Source organism: Nonomuraea recticatena (assembly GCF_039533245.1).
GTDB lineage: Bacteria > Actinomycetota > Actinomycetes > Streptosporangiales > Streptosporangiaceae > Nonomuraea > Nonomuraea roseola.
On record NZ_BAAATE010000004.1, the window covers coordinates 449925 to 476074 of the forward strand.

A 26150-nucleotide genomic window follows, 5' to 3' on the forward strand; every position below is an offset into this window, starting at 1 on the left:
CCTTCCGTCCGAGACTGAGATCGAGCACTCACCGACGCAGCGCATGCGCTGACGAGGAGGCCGCGATATGAGAACGACCAGCAGGTACCGGGCCGCCGCGCGGATGGTCGCCGCGATCGGCGTCGTCTCGCTCCTCGCCGCCTGTTCCGGCAACGGAGGCACCACCGGAACAGGCGCCACCGGCGGAAGCGAAGCCGGAGGCTACCCGGACCAGAACATCACGATCGTCGTGCCGTTCAGCGCGGGCGGCCCGACGGACACCGTCACCCGAATGATCGCCGAGCCGATGGCCGCCAAGCTGGGCGGCAAGATCGTCGTCCAGAACGTCGAGGGAGCCGGCGGCACGGTCGGCGCAGGCGAGGTCGCGCGGGCCAAACCCGACGGCTACACCGTGCTCATGCACCACATCGGCATGTCGACGGCGCCCGCCCTGTACAAGAACCTGGGCTACAAGCCGCTCGAGAGTTTCCAGACGGTCGGGCTCGTCACCGAGGTGCCGATGACGGTCGTCGCCCGCAAGGACTTCGCGCCCGCGACGCTCCAGGACCTGGTGACCCATGTGAAGGCGAACGCCGACAAGGTCACGCTGGCCAACGCCGGCATCGGCGCCGCGTCCCACCTGTGCGGCCTGCTGTTCCAGGCCGCCACAGGGGTCAAGCTCCAGGAGGTCCCGTACGAGGGCACCGGCCCCGCGCTGACCGACCTCGTCGGCGGCCAGGTCGACTTCATGTGCGACCAGACGACCAACACCAGCGGCCAGATCTCCGCGGGTGAGGTGAAGGCGTACGCGGTCACCACGCCGGAGCGGGTGAAGAGCCTGCCCGATGTGCCCACCACGACCGAGGCCGGGCTGCCCAAACTCCAGGTCAGCGTGTGGCACGGTCTCTACGTCCCGACCGGCACGCCGCAGGACGTCGTCCAGAAGCTGTCCGAGGCGTTGAAGGTCGCACTGGCCGACCAGAAGGTCATCGACCAGATGGCCAAGCTCGGCACCGCGCCGGTCCCGGCCGAGGACGCGACGCCGCAGGCGCACCGGGCCAAGCTCGAAGAGCAGCTCGGCACCTGGGCGAAGGTCATCGCCGACTCCGGTGTCAAGGTTTCCTGAGATGGAGCGCCGCCGGTCCTTGCCTGACGTCCTCGCCGGGGCGATCTTCGTCCTGATCGGTGGCGCGTTCGTGGTGGGGTCGCTCGGCTACGAGCTGGGCACCCCACTGCGGATGGGCCCCGGCGCCTTCCCGCTGTTGGTCGGCGCGATCGTGGCGGTGCTGGGCCTGGCGATCGTCGTCAAGGGACTCATCGCCGGCGAGGTGGTCGCGTTCGGCCCGATCCCCTGGCGCGCGGTCGTCTTCATCGTGCTCGCGCTCCTGTTCTTCGGATTCACCGTCCGGGGCCTCGGATTCGTGCCGACGTCGGCGGTGACCGCCCTGCTCACCACGCTGGCCAGCTCGCGCGTACGGCCTCTCATGGCCGTGGCTGTGACCGCAGGGCTGACCGTGGCAAGCACGCTCATCTTCGTCGTCGGACTACAGCTGCGGATCCCTCTCTGGGGCCCGTGGCTGGGGTTCTGACGCGGCATCCGGATTGAGGCATGGAACTTCTCGACAACCTCGCGCTGGGCTTCGCCACCGCCCTCCTGGTCCAGAACGTCCTCTACTGCTTCGTGGGAGTGCTGCTCGGGACGGCGGTCGGTGTGCTGCCCGGCATCGGGCCGACGGCGACGGTGGCGATGCTGCTGCCGATCACGTTCAGCTTCGAGCCGGTGACGGCGCTGATCATGCTGGCCGGCATCTATTACGGCGCACAGTACGGCGGCTCGACGACCGCCATCCTGATCAACCTGCCCGGCGAGTCGTCGGCGGCGGTCACCGCGCTGGACGGGCACGAGATGGCCCGGCAGGGCCGGGCCGGCGCCGCGCTGGCGACCGCCGCGGTCGGATCCTTCATCGCCGGTACGGTGGCCACCGTCGTCCTGGCCGTCGCGGCCCCACCGCTGGCCCGCGTCGCGTTGAAGTTCGGCCCTGCCGAATACTTTTCGCTGGTGCTGCTCGGCCTGATCGTGTCGATCGCGCTGGCGCGTGGCTCGGCGCTCAAGGCACTGGCGATGATCGCGCTCGGCGTCCTGCTCGGCACGGTCGGCCAGGACATCTACACCGGCACGCCCCGGTTCGTGTTCGACCAGCGCGAGCTGTACGGCGGCATCGACTTCGTCTCGGTCGCCGTCGGCATGTTCGGGGTGGCCGAGATCCTGCGCAACCTGGAGAACGAGCAGACCCGCACGGCGATCGTCAGCAAGGTCAAGAACCTCTGGCCGACCCGCGAGGACCGGCGCCGGATCGTCGGCCCGATCCTGCGGGGCACCGGTCTCGGCGCCGCCCTCGGCGTCCTGCCCGGCGGTGGCCACGTGCTGGCCTCGTTCACTTCGTACGCCGTGGAGAAGCGGATCTCGAAGCGGCCGCAGGAGTTCGGACGCGGCGCGATCGAGGGCGTCGCGGGCCCCGAGTCGGCGAACAACGCCGCCGCGCAGACGTCGTTCATCCCGCTGCTCACCCTGGGCCTGCCCGCCCACCCGGTCATGGCGCTGATGGTCGGCGCGTTCATCGTCCACGGCATCACCCCAGGCCCGAACGTCATCACCGACGAACCGGCGCTGTTCTGGGGCCTGATCGCGTCGATGTGGATCGGCAACGTGCTGCTCGTCCTGCTGAACCTGCCGCTGATCGGCGTCTGGGTGCGCATGCTGCGCATCCCGTACCAGGTGCTGTTCCCGATGATCATCCTGTTCGCCGCGATCGGCACGTACTCCCTGGGGTTCAACGCGTACGACGTCTACGCGATCGTGTTCTTCGGGCTCCTGGGCTACGTCCTGATCAAGTGCGGCTGCGAGCCGGCGCCGCTGCTGCTCGGCTTCGTCCTCGGGCCGTTGCTCGAGGAGAACATGCGGCGGGCGCTCATCATCTCCCGCGGCGACCCCTCGGTCTTCCTGACCCGGCCGATCTCCGCGGTGCTCCTGGTGCTGGCCGTGGCGGCGCTCGTCGCCGCCGCACTCCCGACGATTCGCAGGCGCCGCGAGGTCATGTTCACGGAGGAGGACTAGGACTCAGGGAAGGGTCAGCAGGATCTCGTCGAGCCGTTCGTATCCCTCGCGGACCCCGCGCTCCATGGGGGATGCGATCACCAGGTCACGCACCTGCTTCGAGGCGAACAGGTGCGTCGTGGTGAGGGTCGTCGTGCCGTCCTGCTCGGTGAAGTCGTGGCTGACCAACGCTTCGCCAGGAAACCAGTGGTCGTCGAAGGACTCGGTGTAGGACAGCACGGCGGGTGGGACGATGTCGCGGTAGACGCCGCCCGAGGCCATGACCGCTCCGTCGGGCCCCTGCCAGACGAACCGCCAGGCGCCGCCCACCCGCAGGTCGATCCGCGCCTCGACGATGTCCCAGCCGCGCGCGCCGTACCACCGTCTGATCAGCTCCGGCCTGGTCCAGGCGGCGAAGACCAGGTGACGGGGGGCGTCGAACGACCGGGTCATGACGATGGCGCGCTCCGACGGCGTGGCGACGGTCAGCTCCGCTGTCATGGACGCCACCGCGGATCCCTGCCGATGAAGGCGAGCAGCCTGTCCTGCGGGGAGGCGTCCTCCTCGACCTTCACCTCCGGGCCGAACACCTCGACGTCCGGCCCGAACGCGCCCGGCGTGCGGAACTTCTCCACCAGCTCGGCGGGCAGCGCCTCCATGGCCGCCCAGGCTCGCTCGACGTCTTCGGGGTCGATCGTGTCGTCCTGGCCCGTGGCGCGGGCGAGGTCCCAGCCGTGCATCGGGAGGTCCTCACTGACGACCTGGTCGATGTGCTGCTCCGCGGTCACCCTGCCGGAGGGTGTGTCGCACTCCTGGCCCGCGAGAGCGGGGTCGTCCAGGATCGCCTCCACGTCCGCGCGGGCGGCGCGGAACGCGGCCAGCGGGTCCTCGTCCACCGAGGGCGCGGGGCTGAGGGAGCGACCGAGCGGGCGCAGCATGACGGCGTGCATGTCGAGGATGTGCCGCACCACCTGCCTGGCCGTCCACTTCTCACAAGGGGACGGGTTCGCCCACTGGTCCGGGCGCACGGCCACGACCTTGCGCTCGAACGCGTCGGCTCGCCGCCGGTAGCGGTCGGCTGTCTCACTCATGACGGGTGTCCTCTTCCTTGAGCTCGTTCAGGAGCGTGTCGAGGTTGTCGTAGCGGTCCGCCCAGAAGCTCCGGTAACCCTCCAGCCAGTCGGTGGCCTCCTTGAGCGCGGCGGTCTCCAGCCTGCAGGGCCGTCGTTGCCTGTCCCGACCGCGGGAGATGAGCCCGGCGCGCTCCAGGACCTTGAGATGTTTGGAGATCGCCGGCTGCGTCATGTCGAACGGCGCCGCCAGCTCCGTCACCGTGGCCTCGCCGGTCTTGAGCCGGGCCAGGATCGCGCGGCGCGTCGGGTCGGCGAGGGCGGCGAAGGTGACGTCAAGGGCATCCACACTCACATAACCGATTGTTTATATAACCGGCTGGTATGTCAAGCCGCTCACGGCCGCCACAGGTGCAGGGACGTCCGGTCCTCGGAGACCGTGTACCAGGTGCCGCCGCCCGCTGAGCGGGGAGGCCCTGAGACGGGGAAGGGGTAGGAGATCTCGCCGCGCAGGGTCATTTCCCGCACGTCGACGAGCCAGTGGCGGACTGTGCCGTACCGGGCGTCGCACACGGAGGTGCCGGCGACGACGGTGTCCTCGTCCACGAAGGCCGCCTCGTGGTCCCAGTAGATCCTGTCGCCGCCGATGTTCCCCCGGTGTGGCGTCACTGTGCCCTGGGCGTCCAGTTCCCGCAGGACCGTGCCGTCCTCCACCCGGTGCAGGGAGAGGGTCCCCTGCTCGAGGGGGACGGTCAGGAGGTGTCGGCCGGATGGGCTCACGGCCAGCAGAATGCGCTCGATGTCGAGCTGTTCGGTGGTCAGCCGCTGCCCGTCCCAGCGTCCCCACAGCACGGGCGAGCCTTCCTCGCCCTCGCCGACGCTCAGTCCCATCTGCGCGGGGTCCGGGTGCGGGGTGTGCTCGGAGCTGGAGGCCACGGTCATGGTGGTCGCGCGTCCCATGACCCTGCCGTTCGTGGCGTCGATGACGAGCCACAGCTCCTGGTCGTCCTCCGTCTCCTCGGTGTCACCCGACGGGCCGCGGACGTGCGCCCAGACGAGCTGGCCGTCGGCGGAGAAGGCGGCTGATCCGTTGTCGGCGGACCAGTGGTCCTCGTCGTCGGTGTATTCGGCGAACGACGTGTGCGTGTGGGGGTCCTCGCCCTCCCAGCAGCCGTGCCGTACCTCCCAGCGCGTCGCCCCGGTCGCCTCCACGCAGCGCACCGCGTGAGCGCCGGCGAACACCGCGGCCTCACCCTCCGGCGAGACGGTCACCGATCCGAAGCGGCGCGGCCACGGGGCGGGGAAGCGCGTCTCCGTGAGCCGCCCGCCTGCGGTGGCCACGTCCAGACCGAGGACGACCAGTTCGGTGTCACCGCGCTGGACGAGCAGCCTGCGTCCGGACCGGTGCAGCACCTGGGGAGCGTCCGCGGACGCAGGGTCCAGCGGTGCGGCGACGGTGGCGACAAGACGGGCGACGGCCACGGAATCCTCCGGCGCGTGGGGCGCGAGACAGGGAGCTTGAACGCGTCCACCATACGGAGGAACTCCGACGACTCCAGGCCGCGCCGACGCGACCCCATGCCGCTACTGCGACAGGATCTCCGGACCAGCTCACTAGAGCGCCCAGGCGCGTCCTTCGCCCAGGTGGATGCGGCCCGGACGAGGGTGGTCAGGCGGGGGTGGGTTCTTCGACGAGGGCGACGCGGACCGTCCTCGGGTCGTCGCCGGACAGCGGGATCGCGAAGACCGCCGTTCGGTGGCCGGCCGCGTAGCTCGCGAACCGCAGGCCGTCCTCGTCCCACACGTCCTGAACGTCCGAGGTGAGCCGCGCGGACGCCGTGCAGTACGCCGGGCTCAGGTAGAGGACGCGCAACGAGGCCTCCAGCGGGACATCCCGCGACGGCCGTACCGCGAGCGGCTTGCGGAGCCGTACGGAGAGGCGGCGGAGAGGGATCAGCCAGTGACGGTCCAGCTCCGGCGACAGCCCGAGCAGGGCGAGGGCTTCGGCCAGGCCCAGCAGCAGGAGCGGGGGGCTCGGGTGGAACGGCAGCGCCCAGATGGCGGTGACGCTCATGGCGAGCAGGAGCCCCGCACGGGCGAAGGCCCGCCAGTTGACGGGCTGGGAGTGGGCGCCCAGGCAGCCGCATGACGACGCGGGTGCGGCGAGGTAGGAGTAGGCGAGATAGGCGAGGAAGCCGGCGGAGAGCGCGGCGGCGGCCGTGCCTTCCCACGGTGAGACCGGCGGTAGGAGGAGCACCGCCGCCACCAGCAGCTCGGCCAGTCCGATGAGGCGGAGCGTGGAGATCGCGCGCGCCGTGCCGACCAGCCGGGCCAGGGCGGTCCGCCCGGCTTGCGATCGCATCCGTCGGGTGAACAGTTTCAGTACGGCCGCCCAGATGAGGAAGGCAGCGATCACGTACGGCTGCAGCGCGGCGATCCCTTGCATGTGTCGCTCCTAGTGAGGGGAGAAGACGGTGGCGATGTCGACCTCGCTGGTTCCCGGTCGCCAGGCGCCCAGGATCTGCACGTGCTGGCTCACACGCAGCGACGACAGGTCCGCCGAGGCGGGCGCGTCGGAGTGCACGGCGACCGACCTGCCGGGCACGACATGGCAGAGGATCTCCTTGCCGTTGTGGTCGAGGTGCAGCTTGTCGCTGGTGATGTTCCTGATGTGGCCCTTGATGTTGACGATGTTGAGCCACACCGACTCGGCGGCGAGCACGCCGTCCGGCATGCGCACGCCCCTGGCGTAGAGGCCGTCACCGGGCTGGGCCTGCTCGAAGCCGACGGGGCCGAGTTTCCACAGGCTCGTGCCGTCGACGACTCGGATGTTGTGGAAGACCATGTCGGAGCCCAGGACGAGGAGCGTGTTGCCCTTGATGGAACGGATCCTGCCCTCGGCGAAGTCGGGGTCGGGGGTTCCTGGCTCGACCTGTGGTGAGGTGGCGCCGAAGGCCGCCTCGGCGCCGAGCGATCCGAGCGCGGTCGCGCCCACGATTCCGGCTCCGCCCGCGAGCACGGCGGACTTGAGCATGTTCCGTCTGCTGGTCATTGCCGTCCCCCCTAGGCGGTCGAGATCTCGCACGGTCGCAGGCCGGTGGAGAGACTGGCGATCTTGCTGTACGCCGCGGGCGTCAGGTCGATGAGGCGGTTGCTCGCGCAGGTCGAACCGCAGCAGCTGCGTTCCCCGCAGAACAGGTCGGTCTGCGGGCCGCAGTCGGCGATGGCGGTGATGACGCTGGCGCCGCTGCACAGCGCCGTGGTCTTGTGACGGAAACCGCAGGTCCGCCTCGAGAGCGAGTCTCCGCATCGGTCCGGACGGGTGATCGACCAGCAGGCGTCGGAGGTGTTGGGCCATGCGTGCTGCATGTTCCCTGAGTTGCAGGTGCCGCAGGCTCCTTTGCCGGTGCTGCTGCACGGCCCCCAGGCCGTTCCGCAGCAGAACCAGGACACTTCTCCCAGAACGGGGCCGAGTAAGTCGATGGGCGGCGGGTCAGTGGGCTGGCTGCGCGCCATGCGCGTCCTCCTAGGTGGGCTCTGGTGGTCCCCCGATGAAGGTGCAGCGGTACTGAAACTTTCTGACTTGATCCATGAATAGCATGTAAGAAGTTTTCGTCAATGCCCAAATCATGCGCGCAGCAGCTCGGCAACCGCCAGGCCCGTGGTGATCAGGCCGCCGGTCGCCACCATGAGGGCGGCCAGCAGAGGGACTCTGCCGGCCAGGGCGCGCAGGCGGGGCGTGCGGGTCGCCGCTGCCAGCACGTCGTGGCCCCGCAGGACGGCCAGGCCCACCCCCGCCAGCGTGAGCGCCATGCCGAGCCCGAACGCCGCGACCAGAACCAACGCGGCGAACGCTCTGCCGGTCAGCAGACCCGTCAGCAGCAGCAGGAACGCCGAGGGCGAGGGGAGCAGCCCGCCCGAGATCCCCAGCGTCACCACACCCCTTCGGGTCAAGAGATCGTGGCCGTGCCCATGCCCGTGGCCATGCCCATGCCCGTGCCCGTGGCCGTGGCTCGCGGAGGGGCGGAGGTGGCGGTGGAGGAGGCCCGCGCCCACCGCGAGCACCGCCAGGGCCGCGGCGAGCTGGAGCCATCGTGTGATCGCCCCGAGGTCGGGCGCGTACTCCATCGCCACCCACCACACCACCGCCAGCACCGCCACCGACGCCGTGTGCATCAGGGCGACGATCGCGCCGAGCCGGACCGCGTCCCTGGCGCGGGCCTGTCCGCCCAGGAGGTATCCGGCCGTGAGGGTCTTGCCGTGGCCGGGTGCGCACGCGTGGGCCGCGCCCGCGACCAGGGCGGCGAGCAGCGCCAGCGGGAAGAGCCTGTCGAGGTCGGCGTGCGCGGACGCCGCGGCGCCGTACAGGCTGATGGTCTGGGTGGGCGCGACGGCGGTGTGGAGGGCGCCTGAGCCCGAGGGCGTGACGGAGACGGTGCGGTAGGCGCGGTCGAGGTCGGTGAGCAGGCTCACGCGCAGCCGCAGCTCGCCGACCTCGCCCGGGCAGCGGAAGCGCAGCACCGCGCCCGTGGTGGCCAGGGCCTGCGCGCTCACCTCGGCCGGCGCGCAGTCCCTTCCTTCCTGTTGGACGCCGACGCCTCTCCTCAGGTAGTCGGCGACCGAGCCGCCACCGGCGGTGGCGGCCTGCTCGAGGGCGGCCACGTCGTCGGCGGCGGCCGACCAGGTGACCTCCACCGTCGAGCCTTCGGCGCGGACCTTCGCCACGGGCGGCGGGCCGAAGGGGTGTGCCCACCCCGTGCCCGCCGCCCCCAGCAGGACCAGCGCCACCGTGCCCGCGACCGCGAGCACGCGTGCGAGGACCTTGGTCATCTCGAGGTCACCTGGTCGCCAGCGCGTGGATCGAGCCGTCGTCGGTCAGGGCGTACAGCACGTCGCCACTGATCGACAGGGAGGAGGCGACGCCGCCGCCCAGGTCGTGCTGGGCGAGCACCCTGCCGCTCGCGCGCTCCATCGCCACGACCCTGCCGTCCCACGTGCCGGCATAGACCGTGCTCCGGGTGACCAGCGCGTGCATGGCGGGTGAGCCGAGGCCGTTGGCCGTGCACATCGTGCCCGCGCGCCACCTGTCCTCCATCGGGCTCTCCCCCGGCAGGTAGCCCAGCGGCGTCTCCCACACCGGCTTGGCCGGGTCCGGCCCCGCGGTGTCGAAGGCGCGGACCACGCCGTCCTGGCCTGCCACGTAGGCCATGGAGTCCCAGGTGGCGGGGCCGGTGACGGGCGGGGGGCCGTACTCGCAGGTGGCGGAGGTGCCGAGCTTGGCGTGCCAGAGCACCTTGCCCCCCGCGCTCACGTCGTGTCCCCTCGTCCCCGTCCAGGTCGAGGTGACCAGGCCCTTGTCGGTGAACGCGGGCGACGACTGCGAGAAGAGATCGCCTCCGGTGTCCACGGCGGACACCTGCCGACAGGTGGTGAGGTCCATGGAGATCAGCGACTGGCTCGATCCCGAGTGCAGCCACGCGGTGGTCGAGCCCGGCCGCCTGATCGCCGTGCTGTGGAACTCGCCCCATCCCGCGGGGGCGGAGAAACCGCCGGGCAGCCGTTCACCGGTCGCGGCGTCCCTGCAGCGCACGCCCTCCCACTCGTGGTACACGGCGACCGCGCGGCCCCCTGGGAGGTCGAAGACGCTGACAGGGCCGCCCGCCCGGCCGTAGCGGCGCACGTTGGTGGGGTTGACCTGCTCGGCGTCGATGCTCTCCCACGCCACCTTGCCCGTGGCGGCGTCGAGGGCGTAGACCCTGCCCACGCCGGTGGTCAGGTAGACCCTGCCGCCGTGAACGGTGGGGTGGGACTCGGCGTCGCCGTCGAGGTAGGTGCGCCAGATCTCCTTCCCCGTGAGCGCGTCGTAGGCGAGCATCATGCTGTACGGCGAGTCGAACGCCTGCGAGGCGACGATCACCCTGCCGTCCGACACGGCCGCGCCGTTGAGGTGGAACTGCTCGCCGGTGTTGGCCGCCCAGCGCAGGTCTAGCGTCGAACCGGGGTCGTCCGCCGCGGCCGACCTGCCCTGCTCGTCGCCGCCCTGGCGGGTCCACTCCTGGCCGAGCCGCGGCTTCGAGACGCGAGCGTCGGCCAGCACCTGGAAGGCGGCCCGTACCGTGGGGAAGGCCCTGCCCCTGGTGTCGGCGACGACCAGTTCGGCGGTGTAGGCGCCGGGGTGCAGACCGGTGATCCTGCCGCCCGCCCGCGTCCACGACACGTGCGCCTGGGGACAGGTCTCGCCCTGATGGCAGTTGACGATCCCTTCGGGGTTCCGCTTGGCGCCGAACGGCATCGCCTCACGCTGCCAGACGATCCTGCCGTTCTTGAACCTGACCGTGAGCGTCGCTCTCGCGGGGGTACGGCCGTCGTCCTCGGCGTAGATCTCCAGCGGGACACCGGCCTCGGCCCCGTGGACGCTGCCGGGCGCGGGACTGACCAGCGCCACGTCGTCGTTCACGCCGAACTGGCGGTGGGTGCTGACCACGTGTCCCTTGTCCTCGCCGGTGATGCCGGTGAAGTCGAGGATCTTGTAGTCGGGCCTGGCGGCGTCGATGCCGTACATCCCCATGTTGTTGACCTCGACCGAGCGGGCGAAGGCGCCCCTGCGGTACTCGGCCTGCTGGTTGTGGCCCGCGGCGAACATCCGCACGTCGTACTTGGCCAGTTCGTCGACGGTCGGCTGCATGCCGGCGCCCGGCCCCCAGCGGGTGAACAGCGAGCGGTGCGCGAACACGAGCACCTGCTTGCCCACGGCGTGCCTGCGCAGGTCCTCGCGCAACCACTCCAGCTGGGCGTTCAGTCCGCGGGAGTCGTTGTCCTCGAGGACGACCACGTGCCTGCCGTCCCGGTCGAAGCTGTACCACTCGGGGCCGACGTTGCGCCGCCAGTACTCCAGGATGCCCGCGTAGCCGGTGCTGGTGGGCGTGCCGCCGAGGTCGTGGTTGCCGATCACCGGGTAGAACGGGTGCCCGAGCCTGCCCTGCCGTAGACCTTCGCGCAGCAGGTCGTAGCCGCCCTGCCGGCGCGCGACGTCGGCGTAGTCGGTGACGGTCAGGTCTCCCGTGGAGATGGTCAGGGTGGCGCCGTCCACCTCGGCCATCGCTTCCACCTGCCCCTTCCATCGAGGCAGCGAGCTCCTGTACTCGGCGTCGGTGCGGTTGCCCACCTCGACGTCGGAGATCATCAGCCACTTCTCCTTGGGGTCGGCCGCCGCGGCGCTCCGCACCAGCGCGAAGTCGAGGCCGGTCAGCGGCCCCTGCCCCTGGGGCACCTCGCGGAAGAATGCGGGGATGTAGTCGTCGCGCAGCACGGGCGTGTACCCGTTCGGCGAGACGACGTTGACCAGGTCGGTCTCCCTTCGCGCGCGATCCGTCCTCAGGGTGTAGGCGCCGTCCGCTCCGGTGGTCGCCCACGCCGCGCCGTCGGTCACCGAGACCCCTTCGAGCCCCTTCTCCCCCTGCTCTCTGACGCCGTCGCCGTCGGTGTCGTCGAACACCGTCCCCTGGACGGTCACCACATCGGCGCCCGTCCCCGACAGGGTGAAGGTGACAGGAGCGCTCAGCATCTCGTAGCCGTCGTTCAGCATGAAGTAGGCGATCCAGCTGCCCTCGCCGAGCGCGGTCGTGTTCAGCGAGACAGTGCCCGAGGCCTGGGGGGCGCGGACCCAGACCCTGGACTGGGCCACTCCCGGCTTCTCGCCCGGACCGTAGAGGCCGACCCAGTTCAGCGTTCCAGGACGGTCGGTCTGATAGCTGAAGGAGACCGGCTGCCCTGCCCTGGGGTTGGACGTGGTGAGCGTGAGGGTCCCGGTGGCCGCGGCCGTACGGGCGCCGGGCTCCGGTGTCACATCGGCCAGCGCCGCCTGCGGCGCCAGGACGGCGACCGTGAGCACGCTCACCACCGCCACCCTCGTACGGCGCCGCGTCACCAGCACCAGCACCGCCAGCAGTCCAAGGCCCCCGAGGGCGAACGGCGCCCACGGGGCCGTCGACCTCGACGCGCCAGGCGTATGCGCACCGGTCACGTCGAGGACCGGCAGCACGGCGGTGACGTCGGCAGCGGTGCCGTCGAACTCGGCGATCACCTCCGTCAGGCCGGCCTCGCGGAGCAGGGCGCTCAGATCAAGGCTGTCGACCGCGCACGCCCAGGCCAGCTCCACGACCACGCCGTCAGGGACGCCGCCGTCGTCACCCGCCACTCCGTGGGCGCTCACCGGGCAGGGACCGGCCAGCAGGGCGCTCGCCCAGGCCCCCGCCCGCTCCGCGGTCACCACGTCGCGGTGGACGATCAACCGGCCACCGGTCACACCGCCGGAGGTGGTGACGACGAGCTCGCCGTGCTCCCTCGTCAGGTGCGCGGACGCTGGTCCTGCGCACACCACGACCCCCGCCATCACCGCCGCGAGCAGCGTCGCGGTGCGCACGATATGCACCAACTGTCTATACATGTACGGCACAGTAGGGCGGCACAAACCCGATCATTCGGTGCGATCGCATGTCTTCACGTGCAGCCCGCCGAGAATTCACCGGGCGGCCACGGCCCACGGTCAGCGGAGACCGACGGCCGCGCCCGCGCCTGCCTAACGTTGACAAATACGAGTAATCACTTGTATTCATGACTTCAGAAACACGAGTACATTACCGAGTTTTGGGAGCGAGCCGTGGGGTCCTTTCTGGTACGGCGCCGCCGCCTCGTCATGCTGCTGGCCCTGCTGGCCACGCTGGTCATGGGGGTGCTCGGCGCGGGAACGGTGAACGCCCTCTCGCTGGCCAGGTTCGAGGCGCCCGGCTCGGAGTCCGACAGGGCGGGGGCCGAGCTGGCCGAGCGGTTCGGCACGGGCAGCGTCGACCTGATCCTGCTGGTCACCGCGCGCGACGGCACTGTCGACGACGCCGACGTCGAGGCCGAGGGCAGGGAGCTGACCCGCCGGGTGGCCGCGTTCGAGGGCGTGGCGGAGGCGGCGTCGTACTGGACGAGGGGAAGACCCGCCACCCTGCGCAGCGAGGACGGCAGGCGGGCCCTGGTCGTGGCGCGCATCCCCGGTGACGCGACCGTGGTGCGCTCGCGGATCCTGCCGGCGCTGGTGCCGCAGGTCACCAAGGGCAGCGAGACGATCTCGGTGCGGTCGGGCGGCGGCGAGGAGGTGTTCAGGCAGACCGTCCCCCAGGCGAGGCAGGACTTCCTGCGGGCCGAGATGATCATCTTCCCGCTGGTGTTCGTCCTGCTGTGGGTCTACTCGCGCAGGGTGCTGGGGGCGGTGCTGCCGATCCTCGTCGGGGTGTTCGCGATGATCGCGACGCTGGCGATGCTGCGCGGCGTGCTGCTCTTCGTCGACATCTCGACCTTCGCGCTGAACATCACGCTGGCCATGGGACTGGCGCTGGGCATCGACTACTCCTTGTTCGTGATCACCCGTTTCCGGGAGGAGGTCAGGCGCGGCGCCACCCACGAACAGGCGGTCGTGGCGGCCGTGGCCACGGCGGGCCGCACGGTCGTCTTCAGCGGGATGACGGTGGCGGCGTCGCTGGCCGTCCTGCTGGCTCTGCCCTTCGACTTTCTTCGCTCCTTCGCCTACGCCGGGATCGCGGTCGTGGCCGGAGGGGTGGCGGGAGCGGTCGTGGTGCTGCCGGCCGTCCTGGCCTCGGTGGGCGGCAGGGTGATCCCCAAGGCGGATCGGGACAGGCGCGCCGGTGGGTTCTGGCACGCGGTGGCCGTCCGCGTGATGCGCAGGCCGGTGCTGTACGGCGGCGCGGCGACCGCCCTGCTGCTCCTGCTCGGCTCGCCGTTCCTCGGGCTGAACTTCGGCGTGGCCGACGACCGCGTCCTGCCCGCCTCGGCGCCCGCCAGGCAGACCCAGGAGATCATCAGGGCCGAGTTCCCCGCCGAGGAGACGGACGCGTTGCAGGTGGTGTCCGTCTCCCCCGCCTCCGGCGTCGCCGGGTACGCCGCCACGCTCTCGCGGCTCGAAGGCGTCGCGCAGGTGGACTCGTCCGAGGGCTCCTACGTGGCGGGCACCCGGGTGAGCGGGGGCGACACCGCCAGGTTCCGCAGCGGGGAGGGCACCTGGCTGTCGGTCGTGCCCACGGCCGCGCAGATGGAGGGTGATCCGATCGAGCTGGTCTCCCGGGTGCGCGCGGCGCCCGCGCCGTTCGAGGTGCTGGTCGGCGGGTACATGGCGGAGCTGGCCGACTACCGCTCGTCGGTGGTGGACAGGCTGCCGCTCCTGATCGGGCTGATGTTCGCGGTCACGTTCGTGATCCTCTTCCTGATGACCGGCAGCGTGCTGATCCCGCTCAAGGCCACGGTGCTGAACCTGCTGAGCATGGCGGTGATGTTCGGCGCGCTGGTGTGGGTCTACCAGGAGGGCAACCTGTCGGGCCCGCTCGGGTTCACCTCGACGGGAAGCATCGACCCGAGCATCCCGATCCTGATGTTCTGCATCGCCTACGGGCTGTCGATGGACTACGAGGTCTTCCTGATCGAGCGGATCAGGGAGGAGTACGTCAGGACGGGCGACACGACCGCGGCCGTCGCGGTCGGGCTGCAGAGGGGCGCCCCGCTCATCACGGCGGCCGGCGCGATCCTCGCCCTGTCCTTCGCCGTCTACGCCACGGCGGGGGTGCTGTTCGTGCAGATGATCGGGGTGGGGATGGCGGTGGCGATCCTCGTGGACGCCACGGTCATCAGGGCCGTCCTCGTGCCGGCGTTCATGCGTCTGGCCGGGGACGCCAACTGGTGGGCGCCCCGGCCGCTACGCCGGCTGCACGATCAGCTCACGAGGCCTCGATCCAGATCGGCTTCCAGTCGGGCAGCTCGTGGAAGCGACGCAGCTCCGCCAGACCCGACAGCCAGCCTGCCCACCCCGCGTGCGGAGGACGGGCCTCGTCGAAGCCGGACTGGACGAAGGTGAGCTTGGTCCTGCCCCCGGACTCGGCCAGCTCCCAGCTGGTGATGCCTATGGGCCCCCAGTCGACGGCCATCGCGCGGCCCTCGTCGAGGTCGATGACCTTCGCGGGGTCGGGGTTGTCGAAACCGCCCATCGCCCACCGGCCGCCGACGCGGGGCTCGATCTCGATCTTGTATCCGAACCAGCGGGTGGCCTTCTCCGAGTCCACCAGCGAGTCGTAGACCTCGGCCATCGGCGCGTCGATGAGCACCTCCTCCCTCATGGTGGCGGAGGTGTAGTCGACCTTCGGGGTCAGCGGGCGGCCCTCGACGTGGTCGGTCAGGTTGGCCAGGGACAGGCCCCAGAACGTTTGCAGGTTGCCCCTGACGCTCGCGCCGGTGATGACGTCCTGGAAGTCGAAGTGGCTCTGGTTCAGCGTGACGATCGTCGACTCGGGGCCCTCCTCCTCCAGGGAGATCTCACTGGTCGTCGCCACGCCGCCGAGCGTCCACTCCAGGCGCAGGGTGTGGTCGCCGACGTTCAGGACCCGCTGGCGCGGCGCGTCGCCGTCGGGCGTGAAACGGCCCCAGAACTCGAAGCGGCCGGGGAGATCGACCTCGGCGTGCTCGGCCAGCCAGGTGCGCAGCGCGGCGGGGTCGGTGAGGGCGTGCCAGACCTCCTTGACGGGGGCGGCGACGCGGGCGCGAAGGATCATCGGCTCAGACATGGGTCTCTCCCTTGGGGTAGCAGGCGACGGCCAGCTTGAAGGCATCGCCCTCGGCTCCGCCGTAGCGGGTGAACAGGTCCTGCAGAACCTCACGTAGGTCGTTCACGAACTCCTGGCGCCGCTCGGGCGGCACCCTGATCTCCCCCGAGACGCCGATCGAGGGCAGCTCGGGCGCGGTGCGGTCAAGCGCCGCGATGTCCGACTGCACCTCCTCCATCAGGTCGAGGAGGTAGCCGAGCGACAGCTCGTCCTGCGTCCTGCGCAGCCCGAGGCGCCCGACCAGCCGCGGAGAGAGCCAGTAGGAGCGGGCACGAGCCTGGTAGATGCCCTCGCTGATGCCCCGCACCCTGCGCTCGGACACCTGCTCGACCAGGCCCGCCTCCACCAGCTTCTTGACGTGGTAGTAGACGCGTTGCGCGGTCTGGCCGAGCCGCCCGCCAACCTCGGTGCAGGTGCGCGGCTCGGCCAGCTGCCGCAGCACCTCGATGCGCTGCGGCTTGAGCAGAGCCTCTGCCTGCTCGATCTCTTCTATGTGCAGAACGTCTCTCATCGCAAAAACAATGTTGTACGTAAAAAATCTGCTTGTCAATAACATGGGTGAGTGAGCATGGGAACGGTTGTGGTGACAGGCGCGGCCGGGCAGGTCGGCGGTGTGGTGCGCGAGGCGCTTCGCGGAAGGGCCGAGCAGCTGGTGCTGGTCGATCGCAGGGAGCTCCGCGCGCGCCCCCAACGAGCGGGTACGGCAGGCCGAGCTCGACAGCCCCGAGGCCGTGGCCGCGCTCGTCGAGGGCGCCGACGCGATCGTCCACCTGGCGGGGGTCCCCGACGAGGCCCCGCTGCCCGACCTGCTGGAGGGCAACGTCCTCGGCACCCACCATGTCCTGGAGGCGGCCAGGCGCGCGGGCGTACGGCGCGTGGTGCTGGCCAGCAGCAACCGCCTCACCGGCTGCTATCCGGCCGCGCAGGAGATCTCGCCCGAGCTGCCACCCCGCCCCGACGGCCTGTACGGCGTCAGCAAGGTCGCGGTGGAGGCGCTGGGCAGGCTCTACGCCGACAAGTTCGGCCTGGAGGTGCTGTGCCTGCGCATCGGCAGCCTCGAGAGCGAGCCGACCGAGGAACGTCACCTGTCGACGTGGCTGAGCCCGCGCGACTGCGGCGGGTTCTTCCTCGACGCCCTGACCAGGAAGGACGTCACCTTCCTTGCCCTCTACGCGGTCTCGGCCAACACCCGCCGCTTCTGGCGGCTGAGCGACGGCTACCAGCCCCAGGACGACGCCGAGCGTTACGCGGGGCGCATCCCCCAGACCGGCGGCCTCGACCTCCAGGGCGGCGACTTCGCCTCACCCGCCTACACCCTGCGCCACCTGTCCTCATAGAGGCCGGAACTAAGCGAAACGCGTATTCCCCAGGTCCACCGTCTGAGGGGGCGGCTCAGTCGAGGAGGGGCAGGAGTTGCTGGACGGTGCTGATGTCGCCCATCGAGAACCTCGTCTTGGTCAGCGCGAAGGCCAGGCCCGAGGAGGTGTCGGCGAAGGCGGCGCTGCCGTTGATGCCCACCATGCCGAAGGAGCTGTCGGGGAAGGAGCCGTCGGGCCTGCCCTTGGCGTAGCCGAGCGCCCAGGTGACGGGGTTGCCCATGAGCTGGTCGATGCCCGTGAACGCGGGAGCGGTCGCCGCGTCGAGTTGCTCCTGCGACAGCAGGCGCACGCCGTCGACCTCGCCGAGCAGCGCGGCGTACATCCTGGCGACGGCCCGCGCGGAGAACGTGCCGCCTGCGGGGATGTCGGCGGCGAGCACGTCGCGCCTGTTGCCGTAGGCGGCGTCGGGCAGCAGGCCGCGAGGGGTGCCGGGGAAGTCGCCCATGGCGGCGAGCATGGCGGCGTTGCCGGGCGCGTTATCGAGCGTGGCGACCCTGTCCAGCTCCGGGACGGGGACACCGAGGTAGAGCTCGTCGGCGATGCCGAGCGGCTCGGCGATCTCCTCGCGCAGCACCTGGGAGACGGGCTTGCCGGTGGCGCGCCTGACGACCTCGCCGAGGATCCAGCCGAAGGTCTGGGAGTGGTAGCCGGTCTTGGTGCCAGGCTCCCACCAGGGGGTGGAGTCGGCGATGGCGCGGCACATGCCGTCCCAGTCGCACAGGTCCTCGATCGTGGTGCCGTCCGGTACGGCGGGCACGCCGACCGTGTGTGTCAGCGCGTGCCGTACGGTCGCGGCCGACTTGCCGTGCGCGCCGAACTCAGGCCACAGGGAGGCGATGGGCGTGTCGTAGGAGAGCGCTCCACGCGCCACCAGCACGTGGACGACCGTGGAGGTGACGGCCTTGCCGGTGGAGGCGCTGTAGACCGGCGCGGACGCGGCGAGGGGACCTGCGGTGGCGTCCACGACCAGCTCGCCGTGACGGTAGACGGCGACCTGGACGCCGCTCTCGACGCCCGACTCGACGAGCGTGTCAATGGTCTTCTGGATGGTGTTCACGCCTGGTGCTCCTCTTGACGGTCGTCGCTGATCATCTCGCTGAGTCGCTCACGCTGTTCGTCGGTGAGCGCGGGCCACGTCTCCTGGTTCGCGTAGATCATCAGCAGGTAGTTCATGCCCTTTGGTCGGAGTGGTCGCCTGCTTCTCGACACGACACGTACAATTTCTTTGTGTGTTCACGACGTGACGGTAAGTAGTCACTAGTGTTTGTGCCATGCTTGCCCTCCTTGCCGCCGTGGCGGCCGCAGTCGGCGTGGTAGCGCTCACCGCCTTCCTGTTCAGGAAGCTCGGCACCGAAGACCGCGACCCTGGAGGCCCCTCCACGGGCCATGCGGGCGCGATGCTCTCGGCGCTGTTCCTCCTGGTGTTCGCGATCGCCATCATCGTGCCGTGGACCACGGCCGACGCCGCCCGCCAGAACACCTTCGCCGAGGGTCAGGCGGCGGTGGAGACCTACTGGGCCGCCGGCGACCTGCCCGACGAGGACCAGGCGTGGGTACGGCAGAGCCTGCGCGACTACGTCGCCTTCGTGGTGCGCGACGAGTGGCCGCTGATGGCCGAGGGCAAGATGTCGCCCGAGGGCGGCGCCAGGCTCGACGCCCTGCGATCCAGGGTCGACCAGTCGAAGCTCGACGACGACACCAAGGCGGCCGTCCTCGACAAGGTGGAGGAGATGTCGGCGGCGCGCAGCAGGAGAGCGGCCGATGCGGGCACCGTTCCGCCCTCGGGCCTGCTGCCGCTGACGATCCTCACCGGCGTGGTCGTGATCATCTTCCCCTTCCTCGCGGGCGCGCGACCTCGAGGGCTGACGCTGGCACCGCTGATGGTGATGGCGGGCATGCTCGGCGTCGGCGTCTACCTCACCTGGAACATCTCCTACGCCTTCGCGGGAGCGCTGGCGGTGGGCCCCGACGCCCTGCAGGCGGCGCTGCAGGAGTTCCAGAGGATCGCGGAGGGCGCGTGAGGGCGGCGGCGGCGCTGCTGGCGGGCGCGCTCCTCTGCGTCGGGGCCGGACTGCCCGCCACCCCCGAACCCGCCCTCGCCCCCGCGCCCACCCCCGCCTCGGACCCCGTCCCCGTCCCCGTCTCTCACCCGAGCCCCGTCCCCCAGCCGAACGCCGCCCCTCAACCCCGTCCGGCCACGAAGCCGAGCCTCGTCGCCAGGCCGGATCTGCTCTCGAAGACGAGCCTCGCGCCGAACCCTGCCACGAAGGCGAGCCCCCCACAGGACCCCGGCCCGAAGACGAGCCCTGCGCCGAACCCGGTGACGAAGGCGAGCTTCGCGCAGGACCCGGTGACGAAGGCGAGCGCGCCGAGCCAGGTCGAAGTCGACCCCCTTCCGAAGGCGAGCCTTCTTCCGCATCCGGCTCCCGTGGCCCACCTCGACCCGATCACGCTGCCCGTCACCGTGGAGGTCTCGGTCTGCGTCGGCCTGCTGGTCGTGGTCGTCGAGGTGGGTGAGTGCCACCCTCCGGCATCCACGCCCAGCCCCACGCCGCCACCCGCCGCGATGCCACCGGTTCCGCCGGTTCCCCCTGTGCCGGTACCCCCGGTACCCCCGGTACCCCCGGTACCCCCGGTACCCCCGGTGCCGCCGGCGCCACCGATGCCCCCGGTCCCGCCTGTTCCGCCGATGCCGCCGACACCCCCGGTTCCGCCGAGCCAGCCGCCCAGGGTCGTCAGCCCGAGGCCCGTGCCCCAGCCGGCCGTGGCTCCGCGCCCCGTGGTCGTGCCGCCCAAGCCTCCGCGGGTCACGCCGTCACCGCCGAAGACGCCCGTCCCGCAGGCGCGCACCTATGTCAGGGCCGAGAGGCCGAAGCCGGCTCGGCGCAACCCGATGCGCTCGGTGCTGGTCATGGTCGTGCTGACCACGGTGATCGCCTCGACCACCGCGGTCGCGTTCGGCGCGATCAGATGACCAGGAGCGTCTTGCCCGTGGTCTGGCGGGCCTCGATCGCCCTGTGCGCCGAGGCCGCCTCCTCCAGCGGATAGGTCTGCCCGATCGTCGGGCGCAGACGGCCCTGCGCGGCCAGCTCGAGCGCCGTGGCCACCAGCCCCCTCAGCTCCTCGGGGCTGGGCGGCCCCGGGCGCTCGAGCACGGTGATCGGCAGGCCGTCCACCTCCGACCACGAGCCGCTGGCCATGCCGTACATGCTGGCCCTGCCGCCGGGGCGCAGGGCGGTCATCGCCTCGGTTCCCACGGCCCCGCCCACGCCGTCGAAGACCACGTCGGCCTCCACCGAGCGCGCCCAGCCCTGCTCGGAGTAGTCGACGTAGGAGCCGAAGCGCTCCACCAGCTCCCGCTTGCCGCGCGCGGCGCCGACCACCTCGGCGCCCGCGGCGGCGGCCAGCTGCAAGAGCAGCCCGCCGACCCCGCCTCCCGCCGCCAGCACCAGCACCCGCTCACCCGGCTGGATCTTCGCCTGCTCGTGGAGCATCACCGCGGTCCGCCCGTCGGCCAGCAGCGCCACCGCGTCGCGCAACGCCACCCCCTCGGGGACGGGCACCACGTCCGCGGCGGAGGCCCTCGCCAGCGACGCGTAGCCGCCCGTGCCACCCGTGGTGGTCACGACGACGGTGCCGACCAGGCCCTCGTCGACCCCTTCGCCGACCGCCACGATCGTGCCGCCCACGCCGTTGCCGGGGATGCGGGGCAGCGACGGCGGCGCGAACGGCCCCTTGCCCGCCCGCACCTGGGTCTCCACGAACGTGATGCTCGCGAACTCCACCCTGACCAGCACCTGGCCCTGACCCGGCACCGGATCCTCCACCGTGCGCGCCCTCAGCACCTCGGGGCCGCCGAACTCCTCCATCACGATCGCTCTCATGCCACCCACCCTACGGAGCATCAGGCCCGCGAGGTCGTGGCGGCTCCGCGGGCCAATGCGGAACGGAATGTGCCGCATTGGCTTCTACGCTGCAACCATGAACTGGAACGCCCGCCGTCTGGCCCGCCACTTCCCCGACAACCCCGCGACCGCCGCCGATGTGGTGGCCGCGATGTGCGGCGCGCACGCGCAGGTGATGTCGGCGGCCGAACTGTCGATCGGCCTGCGGATGCCGGGCGTCACCAGGGTGGAGGTCCGCGAGGCGCTGTGGGAGGAGCGCAGCCTGGTGAAGACCTACGGCCCGCGCGGCACCGTGCACCTGCTTCCCGCCCGCGACCTGGCCATGTGGACCGGCGCCCTGTCCAGCCTGCCCGCCGGCAGGATCGACCTGCTCACCCCCGACCAGATCGAGCGGGTCGTGGAGGCGGTCGGCGTGGCGCTGAAGGACGGCGCGCTCGTCATCGACGAGCTGGACGAGGCCGTCACCGCCATCGCGGGACCGTGGGCGGGCGACAGGGTCATGGACGCGTTCCAGACGAAGTGGCCGCGCTGGCGGCAGGCCGTCCACCTGGCCGCGCACAGGGGCGTGCTCGCTTTCGGCCCCGCCAGGGGCCGCAAGGTCACCTACATCAACCCGGGAGTCAAGCCCGCGGACAGCGACAGCGCGAAGGCCGAGCTGCTCAGGCACTACCTGCACTCCTACGGCCCCTCCACCCCTCAGCACTTCGCCCGCTGGCTGTCGGCCCCCGTCACCTGGGCCTCCAGGCTGTTCGAGGAGGTCGCGCCGGAGAAGGTCGAGGGCGGCTGGGTGAACCGGGGCGACACCAGGGCGCCGGACGAGCCGGTGAGGGGCGTACGGCTGCTGCCGTACTTCGACGCCTTCGTCGTCGGCTCGCACCCGCGCGAGCAGCTCTTCCCCGGCCAGGCGTGGGAGCGGGCGCTGGCGCGCGGCCAGGCGGGCAACTACCCGGTGCTGCTGGTCGACGGCGTCGTGGCGGGGGTCTGGCACCAGCGCCGCTCGGGCCGGAAGATCGACATCACCGTCGAGCCGCTCGCCGAGCTGGACGCGTGGCAGATGGCGCGGCTCGGCGAGCAGGTCGAGCGGGTCGGCGAGATCATGGAGGGCGTCCCCCGGCTCACGATCGACAAGATCACCGTGGGACCGCACGCCTAGGTCAGGTTCATGGGCCAGGCCGCGAGGGAGGCGTCGCCGCGCCTTCCCCACCCGGGCGCCAGGGGTGAGTACGGGCTACTCATGACGCCCGCCTGGGCCGCTGCGACAGTCAGGCCATGCCAGCCATACGCGCACGACGCCTGTTCGACGGCAGGGAGCTGCTCGGCGAGCGGGTCGTCCACGTCACCGATGGAAAGATCACCGCCGTCACCGTGGACGGCCCCGCCGACCTCGACCTCGGCGACGTCACCCTCCTTCCCGGGCTCATCGACTGCCACGTCCACCTCGTCTTCGACGCCAGCGCCGACCCCGTCGGCCACCTGAGGGAGTCGAGCGACGAGGAGGTGCTCGACAGGATGCGCGAGGAGGCGGCCAGGACGGTCGCCGCGGGCGTCACGACCGTCAGAGACCTCGGTGACCGTGGCTACCTGGCGCTCAGGCTCGCCGAGAAGCTCGGTGTCACAGAAGGGCCCGAGATCCTCGCCTCGGGGCCTCCGATCACCACGACAGGGGGCCACTGCTGGTTCCTCGGCGGGCAGGCCGACGGCGTGGAGGGGGTGCGCGCGGCCGTGCGCGAGCGGGCCGAGCGCGGCGTCCACGTGGTGAAGATGATGGTGACCGGCGGCGAGATGACCCCTGGCACCTTCTCCCACCTGAGGCAGTACGGCCTGGCCGAGCTGTGCGCGGCGGTGGAGGAGGCCCACGCGCACGGCCTGCCGATCGCCGCGCACGCGCACGCCGGCGAGGGCATCGCCGACGCGCTGGCGGCAGGCTTCGACACGATCGAGCACTGCTCGTTCATGACCGAGCACGCGGCCGAGCACGACGAGACGATCATCGCCAGGCTGGCCGCCTCCGACGTGATCGTCTCGCTCACCGCGGGCATCGTGCCCACGGGCGGGCCGCCGCCGCCCGGCATCGCGAAGCGCATGCCGGGGATCATGGCGGCGCTCATGGCGCTGCACGCGGCAGGCGTGGCCTTCGTGATCGGCAGCGACGCGGGGATCGGGCCTGGCAAGCCGCACGGTGTCCTGCCGTACGGGGCGCGGATGCTGGTCGACCTCGGATACGCGCCGCTCGACGTGCTGCGCTCGGTCACCTCCAGGGCGGCAAGGGCGTGCAGGGTGGCCGACAGGAAGGGGCGGATCATGCAGGGGTACGACGCCGACCTCGTGGCCGTGAGCGGCGACCCGCTGGCCGACATCAGCGCGCTCCAGCGCCCCTTCGCGGTCTTCAGGATGGGCAGAAGGCTGCGGTGATCCCTTTCATTCGATAGAATGTTCGCATGCTTCTCCTCATCGACGTCCAGCGGAACATGCTCGAGCCTCCCCAGCCCGTGCCCGCGTGGAAGGACGTGTCCGCGGCGATCGCCACCCTGCTCGAACGCGCCCGCGCGGCGGGTGAGCCCGTGGTGTGGGTCCGCAACAACGGTGGGCCCGGCGACCCCGACGTCCGCGGCACGCGAGGCTGGGAGCTGGTCCACGAACCCGCGGCGGGCGAGGTGGTCATCGACAAGTCGGTCCCCGACGCCTTCGCCAACACCGACCTCGGCGACCTGCTGCCGCCCTCCAGCCAGGTGGTCGTGGCCGGCATGCAGAGCGAGTGGTGCGTGCGCGAGACCTCGCTCACCGCGCTGGCGCTCGGCCATGAGGTCACGCTGGTGCGCGGGGCCCACGCCACCTACGACGACCCGCGCCCCGCCCACGAGGTCTCGCTCGCGGTCGAGAAGGAGCTGTCAGAGGCGGGCGGGCGCGTCGTCGAGGTCGACGAGGTCGCCTTCTAGACCCGCTCCCGCGGGCGAGCAGTCGACGAGGTCCCCTTCTGGTCCCCCACCCCCGCGTGCGAGCATCGGGGTCATGCCCCACTTTCGCATCGAGCAGAGCACGCTCCCCCACGGGCTGCCCCGCTTCTCGCTCGGGTCGGGCGAGCCGCTGATCGTCCTGCGCGGGTTCGCCGCCAACCACGCCAACCCGAAGGGGATGGAGCGCCCGCTGGAGTTGAAGATCGTCAAGCCGCTGGCCGAGCGCTTCAGGGTCCACGCCGTCACCAGGGCCCCCGGCATGCGCCAGGGCACCACGATGGCCGAGATCGCGACCCAGCACGCCGAGGCGCTCATGGAGGAGTTCGGCGAGCCGGTCAACGTCCTGGGCCTGTCCTCGGGCGGCTCGCTGGCGCTGCAACTGGCCGCCGACCACCCGCACACCGTCCGCAAGCTGGTCGTGGCCGGCGCGGGGCACCGGCTCACCGACCTGACGCGGCGGGTGCAGCGCCGCTACACCGAGGTGGCGGCGACGGGCCGGCGCAGCCTGCACCTGCTCGCGCCCCTGATGACCGGGTCGAGGCTCGGGCAGCTCGCCCTGACGCCCGCGCTCTGGCTCATGGACCCGATGATGCGCCCGAGCGACCCCGCGGACCCGCTGGCCTTCGCAAGGGCCGAGGACTCCTTCTCCATCCGCGACCGCCTGTCGGAGATCACCGCGCCCACCCTGGTCGTCAACGGCGACAGGGACCTCGCCTACACCCCCGAGATCTTCCGCGAGACGGCCGAGGGGATCCCGGACTGCCGCCACATCGTCTACCCCGGCGCCAGCCACATGGGCAGCTTCACCCACCCGCGCTTCGCCTCCGACATCGCCGACTTCGTCCTGAGCTGAACGCTTCGGCCGAGCTGGAGGTCCAACCCGGTAGACGGGCATACCGCCATGGAAGTAGAAATACCCCGCTAGGTTTCCCATGCGGGGCGAGGAGCGACACTGTGGCGATCGAGATCCTGAGGTCCCGGAGCAATGTGGGCGGCAGGGTCGCGCCGATCGAGCTGTTCTTCGACCTCGTCTACGTCTTCGCGATCACCCAGCTCTCCCACCTGCTGCTCAAGCATCTCGACCTGCAGGGTGTGGGCCTGACGCTGATCCTGGCGCTGGCCGTGTGGTGGGCGTGGATGTACACCGCGTGGAGCACCAACTACCTGCAGCCCGACCACCCGGGGATGCGGTTCACGCTCGTCGGCGTGATGGTCGGCGGGCTGGTGATGGCGGCGGCGCTGCCGGACGCCTTCGGCGAGCACGCCCTGTGGTTCGCCGGCGGTTACGTGATGATCCAGGTGGGGCGGACCATCGCGGTCACGGTCCTGTCCAGGGGCACCGCTCTGCAGGCCGTCTTCATCAGGGTCCTGGTCTGGCTCCTGCTGTCGGCCGTGCTCTGGATCGCAGGAGCCCTGGTCGGCGGCACCGCTCAGGTCCTGCTGTGGCTGGCCGCCCTGGCGGTCGAGTACGCCGCGCCGGCGATCGGCTATCCCACCCCGTTCATGCCCAGGTCGGTCACGACCGACTGGACGATCGACGGCTCGCACATGGCCGAGCGCTGCCAGCTGTTCGTCATCATCGCGCTCGGCGAATCCGTGCTGGTCACCGGGGCGACGCTGGCGGGACACGACTTCAACGCCGGCGCGGTGGCCGCCTTCGTCGTCTCCTTCCTCGGCAGCGTGGCCCTGTGGTGGGTGTACTTCGACCGCACCGCCGAGGCCGCCGCAGAGGCCATCGCCGACTCCGACGACCCTGGACGGCTCGGCCGCTCCGCCTACACCTACATCCACATCCCGATGGTGCTGGGCATCATCGTCTCGGCGGTCGGCGACGAGCTGGTGATCGCCCATCCCGGCGGGCACACCTCGCTCGCCACGGCGCTGACCGTGCTGGGCGGTCCCGCCCTGTTCCTGGTCGGGCACGCGATGTTCAAGCGGGCGGTGTTCGGCTACGTGCCCGTCAACCGGGTGGCGGCCGTGGCCGCGCTGGCGGCGCTGGGGCTGCTGGCCCTGGTCGCGCCGCCGCTGGTGATCAGCACGGCGGGGATGCTGGTGGTCTGGGCGGTCGCGATCTGGGACTCGGTGCTGTTCCGCAGGCTCCAGGTCGCCGCCTGACGG

General features: G+C 71.1%; 24 protein-coding genes and 1 pseudogene. 12 read left to right on the forward strand and 13 right to left on the reverse strand.

The genetic code is table 11. The features are described 5' to 3' along the window. Nucleotides 1-67: 67 nt before the first annotated feature. The 3 genes from ABFX50_RS11100 to ABFX50_RS11110 are packed head-to-tail and all read left to right on the forward strand — an operon-like array spanning nucleotide 68 to nucleotide 3094. The gene (locus tag ABFX50_RS11100; protein ID WP_346145584.1) at nucleotides 68-1105 is read left to right on the forward strand and encodes a tripartite tricarboxylate transporter substrate-binding protein; all 1038 of its coding nucleotides are present in this window, start codon (nucleotides 68-70) and stop codon (nucleotides 1103-1105) included. Between the two features lie 19 nt (nucleotides 1106-1124). After that, nucleotides 1125-1568, forward strand: a complete 444-nt coding sequence (locus tag ABFX50_RS11105; RefSeq protein WP_346128620.1) for a tripartite tricarboxylate transporter TctB family protein — start codon at nucleotides 1125-1127, stop codon at nucleotides 1566-1568. 20 nt (nucleotides 1569-1588) lie between these two features. After that, on the forward strand, nucleotides 1589-3094 hold the full coding sequence (locus tag ABFX50_RS11110) for a tripartite tricarboxylate transporter permease (protein WP_346145586.1): 1506 nt from the start codon (nucleotides 1589-1591) through the stop codon (nucleotides 3092-3094). A gap of 3 nt (nucleotides 3095-3097) precedes the next feature. Here ABFX50_RS11110 and ABFX50_RS11115 read toward each other — a convergent pair whose 3' ends face one another. From ABFX50_RS11115 to ABFX50_RS11155, 9 genes are all read right to left on the reverse strand, one after another. Next, nucleotides 3098-3574 carry an SRPBCC family protein gene (locus ABFX50_RS11115; RefSeq protein ID WP_346145588.1) on the reverse strand — a complete coding sequence of 159 codons (477 nt, stop codon included), beginning with the start codon at nucleotides 3572-3574 and terminating at the stop codon, nucleotides 3098-3100. Further along, the gene (locus ABFX50_RS11120) at nucleotides 3571-4164 is read right to left on the reverse strand and encodes a TIGR03086 family metal-binding protein (RefSeq protein WP_346145590.1); all 594 of its coding nucleotides are present in this window, start codon (nucleotides 4162-4164) and stop codon (nucleotides 3571-3573) included. The genes ABFX50_RS11115 and ABFX50_RS11120 overlap by 4 nt, the downstream gene beginning before the upstream one ends. Continuing rightward, the gene (locus ABFX50_RS11125) at nucleotides 4157-4498 is read right to left on the reverse strand and encodes an ArsR/SmtB family transcription factor (RefSeq protein ID WP_346145592.1); all 342 of its coding nucleotides are present in this window, start codon (nucleotides 4496-4498) and stop codon (nucleotides 4157-4159) included. The genes ABFX50_RS11120 and ABFX50_RS11125 overlap by 8 nt, the downstream gene beginning before the upstream one ends. A 41-nt stretch (nucleotides 4499-4539) precedes the next feature. Further along, nucleotides 4540-5625, reverse strand: coding sequence for a hypothetical protein (locus ABFX50_RS11130; RefSeq protein ID WP_346145594.1), 1086 nt, complete (start codon nucleotides 5623-5625; stop codon nucleotides 4540-4542). Between the two features lie 187 nt (nucleotides 5626-5812). Beyond that, nucleotides 5813-6589 carry a MauE/DoxX family redox-associated membrane protein gene (locus ABFX50_RS11135; protein ID WP_346145596.1) on the reverse strand — a complete coding sequence of 259 codons (777 nt, stop codon included), beginning with the start codon at nucleotides 6587-6589 and terminating at the stop codon, nucleotides 5813-5815. A 9-nt stretch (nucleotides 6590-6598) separates the two neighbouring features. Continuing rightward, a complete protein-coding gene (locus ABFX50_RS11140) occupies nucleotides 6599-7195 on the reverse strand; it encodes a cell wall protein (protein WP_346145598.1) in 597 nt (198 codons plus the stop codon). Nucleotides 7196-7206: 11 nt separating this feature from the next. Continuing rightward, the gene (locus tag ABFX50_RS11145; RefSeq protein ID WP_346145599.1) at nucleotides 7207-7659 is read right to left on the reverse strand and encodes an RlpA-like double-psi beta-barrel domain-containing protein; all 453 of its coding nucleotides are present in this window, start codon (nucleotides 7657-7659) and stop codon (nucleotides 7207-7209) included. 111 nt (nucleotides 7660-7770) lie between these two features. Continuing rightward, nucleotides 7771-8973: a hypothetical protein gene (locus ABFX50_RS11150; protein WP_346145601.1), complete on the reverse strand. Its 1203-nt coding sequence runs from the start codon at nucleotides 8971-8973 to the stop codon at nucleotides 7771-7773. A 7-nt stretch (nucleotides 8974-8980) separates the two neighbouring features. Beyond that, nucleotides 8981-12589: an outer membrane protein assembly factor BamB family protein gene (locus ABFX50_RS11155; RefSeq protein ID WP_346145603.1), complete on the reverse strand. Its 3609-nt coding sequence runs from the start codon at nucleotides 12587-12589 to the stop codon at nucleotides 8981-8983. 213 nt (nucleotides 12590-12802) lie between these two features. Between ABFX50_RS11155 and ABFX50_RS11160 the strand changes: the two genes are divergently transcribed. Further along, the gene (locus tag ABFX50_RS11160; protein WP_428834690.1) at nucleotides 12803-15052 is read left to right on the forward strand and encodes an MMPL family transporter; all 2250 of its coding nucleotides are present in this window, start codon (nucleotides 12803-12805) and stop codon (nucleotides 15050-15052) included. Here the strand turns inward: ABFX50_RS11160 and ABFX50_RS11165 are convergent. Beyond that, nucleotides 15030-15800 (reverse strand): annotated as a pseudogene (locus ABFX50_RS11165) (SRPBCC family protein); the annotation flags it as partial. The gene ABFX50_RS11160 and the pseudogene ABFX50_RS11165 overlap by 23 nt on opposite strands. Continuing rightward, a complete protein-coding gene (locus ABFX50_RS11170; RefSeq protein WP_183654844.1) occupies nucleotides 15748-16305 on the reverse strand; it encodes a helix-turn-helix domain-containing protein in 558 nt (185 codons plus the stop codon). The pseudogene ABFX50_RS11165 and the gene ABFX50_RS11170, both read right to left, overlap by 53 nt. A gap of 100 nt (nucleotides 16306-16405) precedes the next feature. Between ABFX50_RS11170 and ABFX50_RS11175 the strand changes: the two genes are divergently transcribed. Next, complete coding sequence (locus ABFX50_RS11175) at nucleotides 16406-17131, forward strand: NAD-dependent epimerase/dehydratase family protein (protein WP_346145607.1); 726 nt, start codon at nucleotides 16406-16408, stop codon at nucleotides 17129-17131. 55 nt (nucleotides 17132-17186) lie between these two features. Here ABFX50_RS11175 and ABFX50_RS11180 read toward each other — a convergent pair whose 3' ends face one another. Further along, complete coding sequence (locus ABFX50_RS11180) at nucleotides 17187-18230, reverse strand: serine hydrolase domain-containing protein (RefSeq protein WP_346145609.1); 1044 nt, start codon at nucleotides 18228-18230, stop codon at nucleotides 17187-17189. Nucleotides 18231-18444: 214 nt separating this feature from the next. On the opposite strand from ABFX50_RS11180, the gene ABFX50_RS11185 reads away from it, so the two are divergent. Together ABFX50_RS11185 and ABFX50_RS11190 are read left to right on the forward strand one after the other, a co-directional pair. After that, a complete protein-coding gene (locus tag ABFX50_RS11185; RefSeq protein ID WP_183654838.1) occupies nucleotides 18445-19194 on the forward strand; it encodes a bestrophin-like domain in 750 nt (249 codons plus the stop codon). After that, complete coding sequence (locus ABFX50_RS11190; protein WP_346145612.1) at nucleotides 19191-20147, forward strand: hypothetical protein; 957 nt, start codon at nucleotides 19191-19193, stop codon at nucleotides 20145-20147. Before ABFX50_RS11185 ends, ABFX50_RS11190 begins: the two co-directional genes overlap by 4 nt. Here ABFX50_RS11190 and ABFX50_RS11195 read toward each other — a convergent pair. Next, a complete protein-coding gene (locus ABFX50_RS11195; RefSeq protein WP_346145613.1) occupies nucleotides 20140-21057 on the reverse strand; it encodes a zinc-binding dehydrogenase in 918 nt (305 codons plus the stop codon). The genes ABFX50_RS11190 and ABFX50_RS11195 overlap by 8 nt on opposite strands. Nucleotides 21058-21154: 97 nt before the next feature. On the opposite strand from ABFX50_RS11195, the gene ABFX50_RS11200 reads away from it, so the two are divergent. The 5 genes from ABFX50_RS11200 (at nucleotide 21155) to ABFX50_RS11220 (ending at nucleotide 26147) form a co-directional block, all read left to right on the forward strand. Beyond that, nucleotides 21155-22231, forward strand: a complete 1077-nt coding sequence (locus ABFX50_RS11200) for a winged helix DNA-binding domain-containing protein (RefSeq protein ID WP_346145615.1) — start codon at nucleotides 21155-21157, stop codon at nucleotides 22229-22231. Nucleotides 22232-22347: 116 nt separating this feature from the next. Then, entirely contained in the window at nucleotides 22348-23490 is a 1143-nt protein-coding gene (locus ABFX50_RS11205; protein WP_346145617.1) for a metal-dependent hydrolase family protein, read from the forward strand. Between the two features lie 26 nt (nucleotides 23491-23516). Beyond that, the gene (locus ABFX50_RS11210) at nucleotides 23517-24014 is read left to right on the forward strand and encodes an isochorismatase family protein (protein ID WP_183654827.1); all 498 of its coding nucleotides are present in this window, start codon (nucleotides 23517-23519) and stop codon (nucleotides 24012-24014) included. Between the two features lie 73 nt (nucleotides 24015-24087). Further along, on the forward strand, nucleotides 24088-24885 hold the full coding sequence (locus ABFX50_RS11215) for an alpha/beta fold hydrolase (protein WP_346145619.1): 798 nt from the start codon (nucleotides 24088-24090) through the stop codon (nucleotides 24883-24885). A gap of 101 nt (nucleotides 24886-24986) precedes the next feature. Continuing rightward, nucleotides 24987-26147: a low temperature requirement protein A gene (locus tag ABFX50_RS11220; RefSeq protein ID WP_346145620.1), complete on the forward strand. Its 1161-nt coding sequence runs from the start codon at nucleotides 24987-24989 to the stop codon at nucleotides 26145-26147. The last annotated feature ends 3 nt before the right edge of the window (nucleotides 26148-26150 follow it).

Bases quoted from the DNA above. Each gene is read 5' to 3' on its own strand.
- ABFX50_RS11140 (WP_346145598.1), bottom strand. From the start codon at position 7,195: ATGACCAGCAGACGGAACATGCTCAAGTCCGCCGTGCTCGCGGGCGGA.
- ABFX50_RS11100 (WP_346145584.1), top strand. From the start codon at position 68: ATGAGAACGACCAGCAGGTACCGGGCCGCCGCGCGGATGGTCGCCGCG.
- ABFX50_RS11150 (WP_346145601.1), bottom strand. From the start codon at position 8,973: ATGACCAAGGTCCTCGCACGCGTGCTCGCGGTCGCGGGCACGGTGGCG.
- ABFX50_RS11195 (WP_346145613.1), bottom strand. From the start codon at position 21,057: ATGAGAGCGATCGTGATGGAGGAGTTCGGCGGCCCCGAGGTGCTGAGG.
- ABFX50_RS11145 (WP_346145599.1), bottom strand. From the start codon at position 7,659: ATGGCGCGCAGCCAGCCCACTGACCCGCCGCCCATCGACTTACTCGGC.
- ABFX50_RS11185 (WP_183654838.1), top strand. From the start codon at position 18,445: ATGCTTGCCCTCCTTGCCGCCGTGGCGGCCGCAGTCGGCGTGGTAGCG.
- ABFX50_RS11210 (WP_183654827.1), top strand. From the start codon at position 23,517: ATGCTTCTCCTCATCGACGTCCAGCGGAACATGCTCGAGCCTCCCCAG.
- ABFX50_RS11200 (WP_346145615.1), top strand. From the start codon at position 21,155: ATGAACTGGAACGCCCGCCGTCTGGCCCGCCACTTCCCCGACAACCCC.
- ABFX50_RS11170 (WP_183654844.1), bottom strand. From the start codon at position 16,305: ATGAGAGACGTTCTGCACATAGAAGAGATCGAGCAGGCAGAGGCTCTG.
- ABFX50_RS11110 (WP_346145586.1), top strand. From the start codon at position 1,589: ATGGAACTTCTCGACAACCTCGCGCTGGGCTTCGCCACCGCCCTCCTG.
- ABFX50_RS11120 (WP_346145590.1), bottom strand. From the start codon at position 4,164: ATGAGTGAGACAGCCGACCGCTACCGGCGGCGAGCCGACGCGTTCGAG.
- ABFX50_RS11135 (WP_346145596.1), bottom strand. From the start codon at position 6,589: ATGCAAGGGATCGCCGCGCTGCAGCCGTACGTGATCGCTGCCTTCCTC.
- ABFX50_RS11115 (WP_346145588.1), bottom strand. From the start codon at position 3,574: ATGACAGCGGAGCTGACCGTCGCCACGCCGTCGGAGCGCGCCATCGTC.
- ABFX50_RS11205 (WP_346145617.1), top strand. From the start codon at position 22,348: ATGCCAGCCATACGCGCACGACGCCTGTTCGACGGCAGGGAGCTGCTC.
- ABFX50_RS11215 (WP_346145619.1), top strand. From the start codon at position 24,088: ATGCCCCACTTTCGCATCGAGCAGAGCACGCTCCCCCACGGGCTGCCC.
- ABFX50_RS11155 (WP_346145603.1), bottom strand. From the start codon at position 12,589: ATGTATAGACAGTTGGTGCATATCGTGCGCACCGCGACGCTGCTCGCG.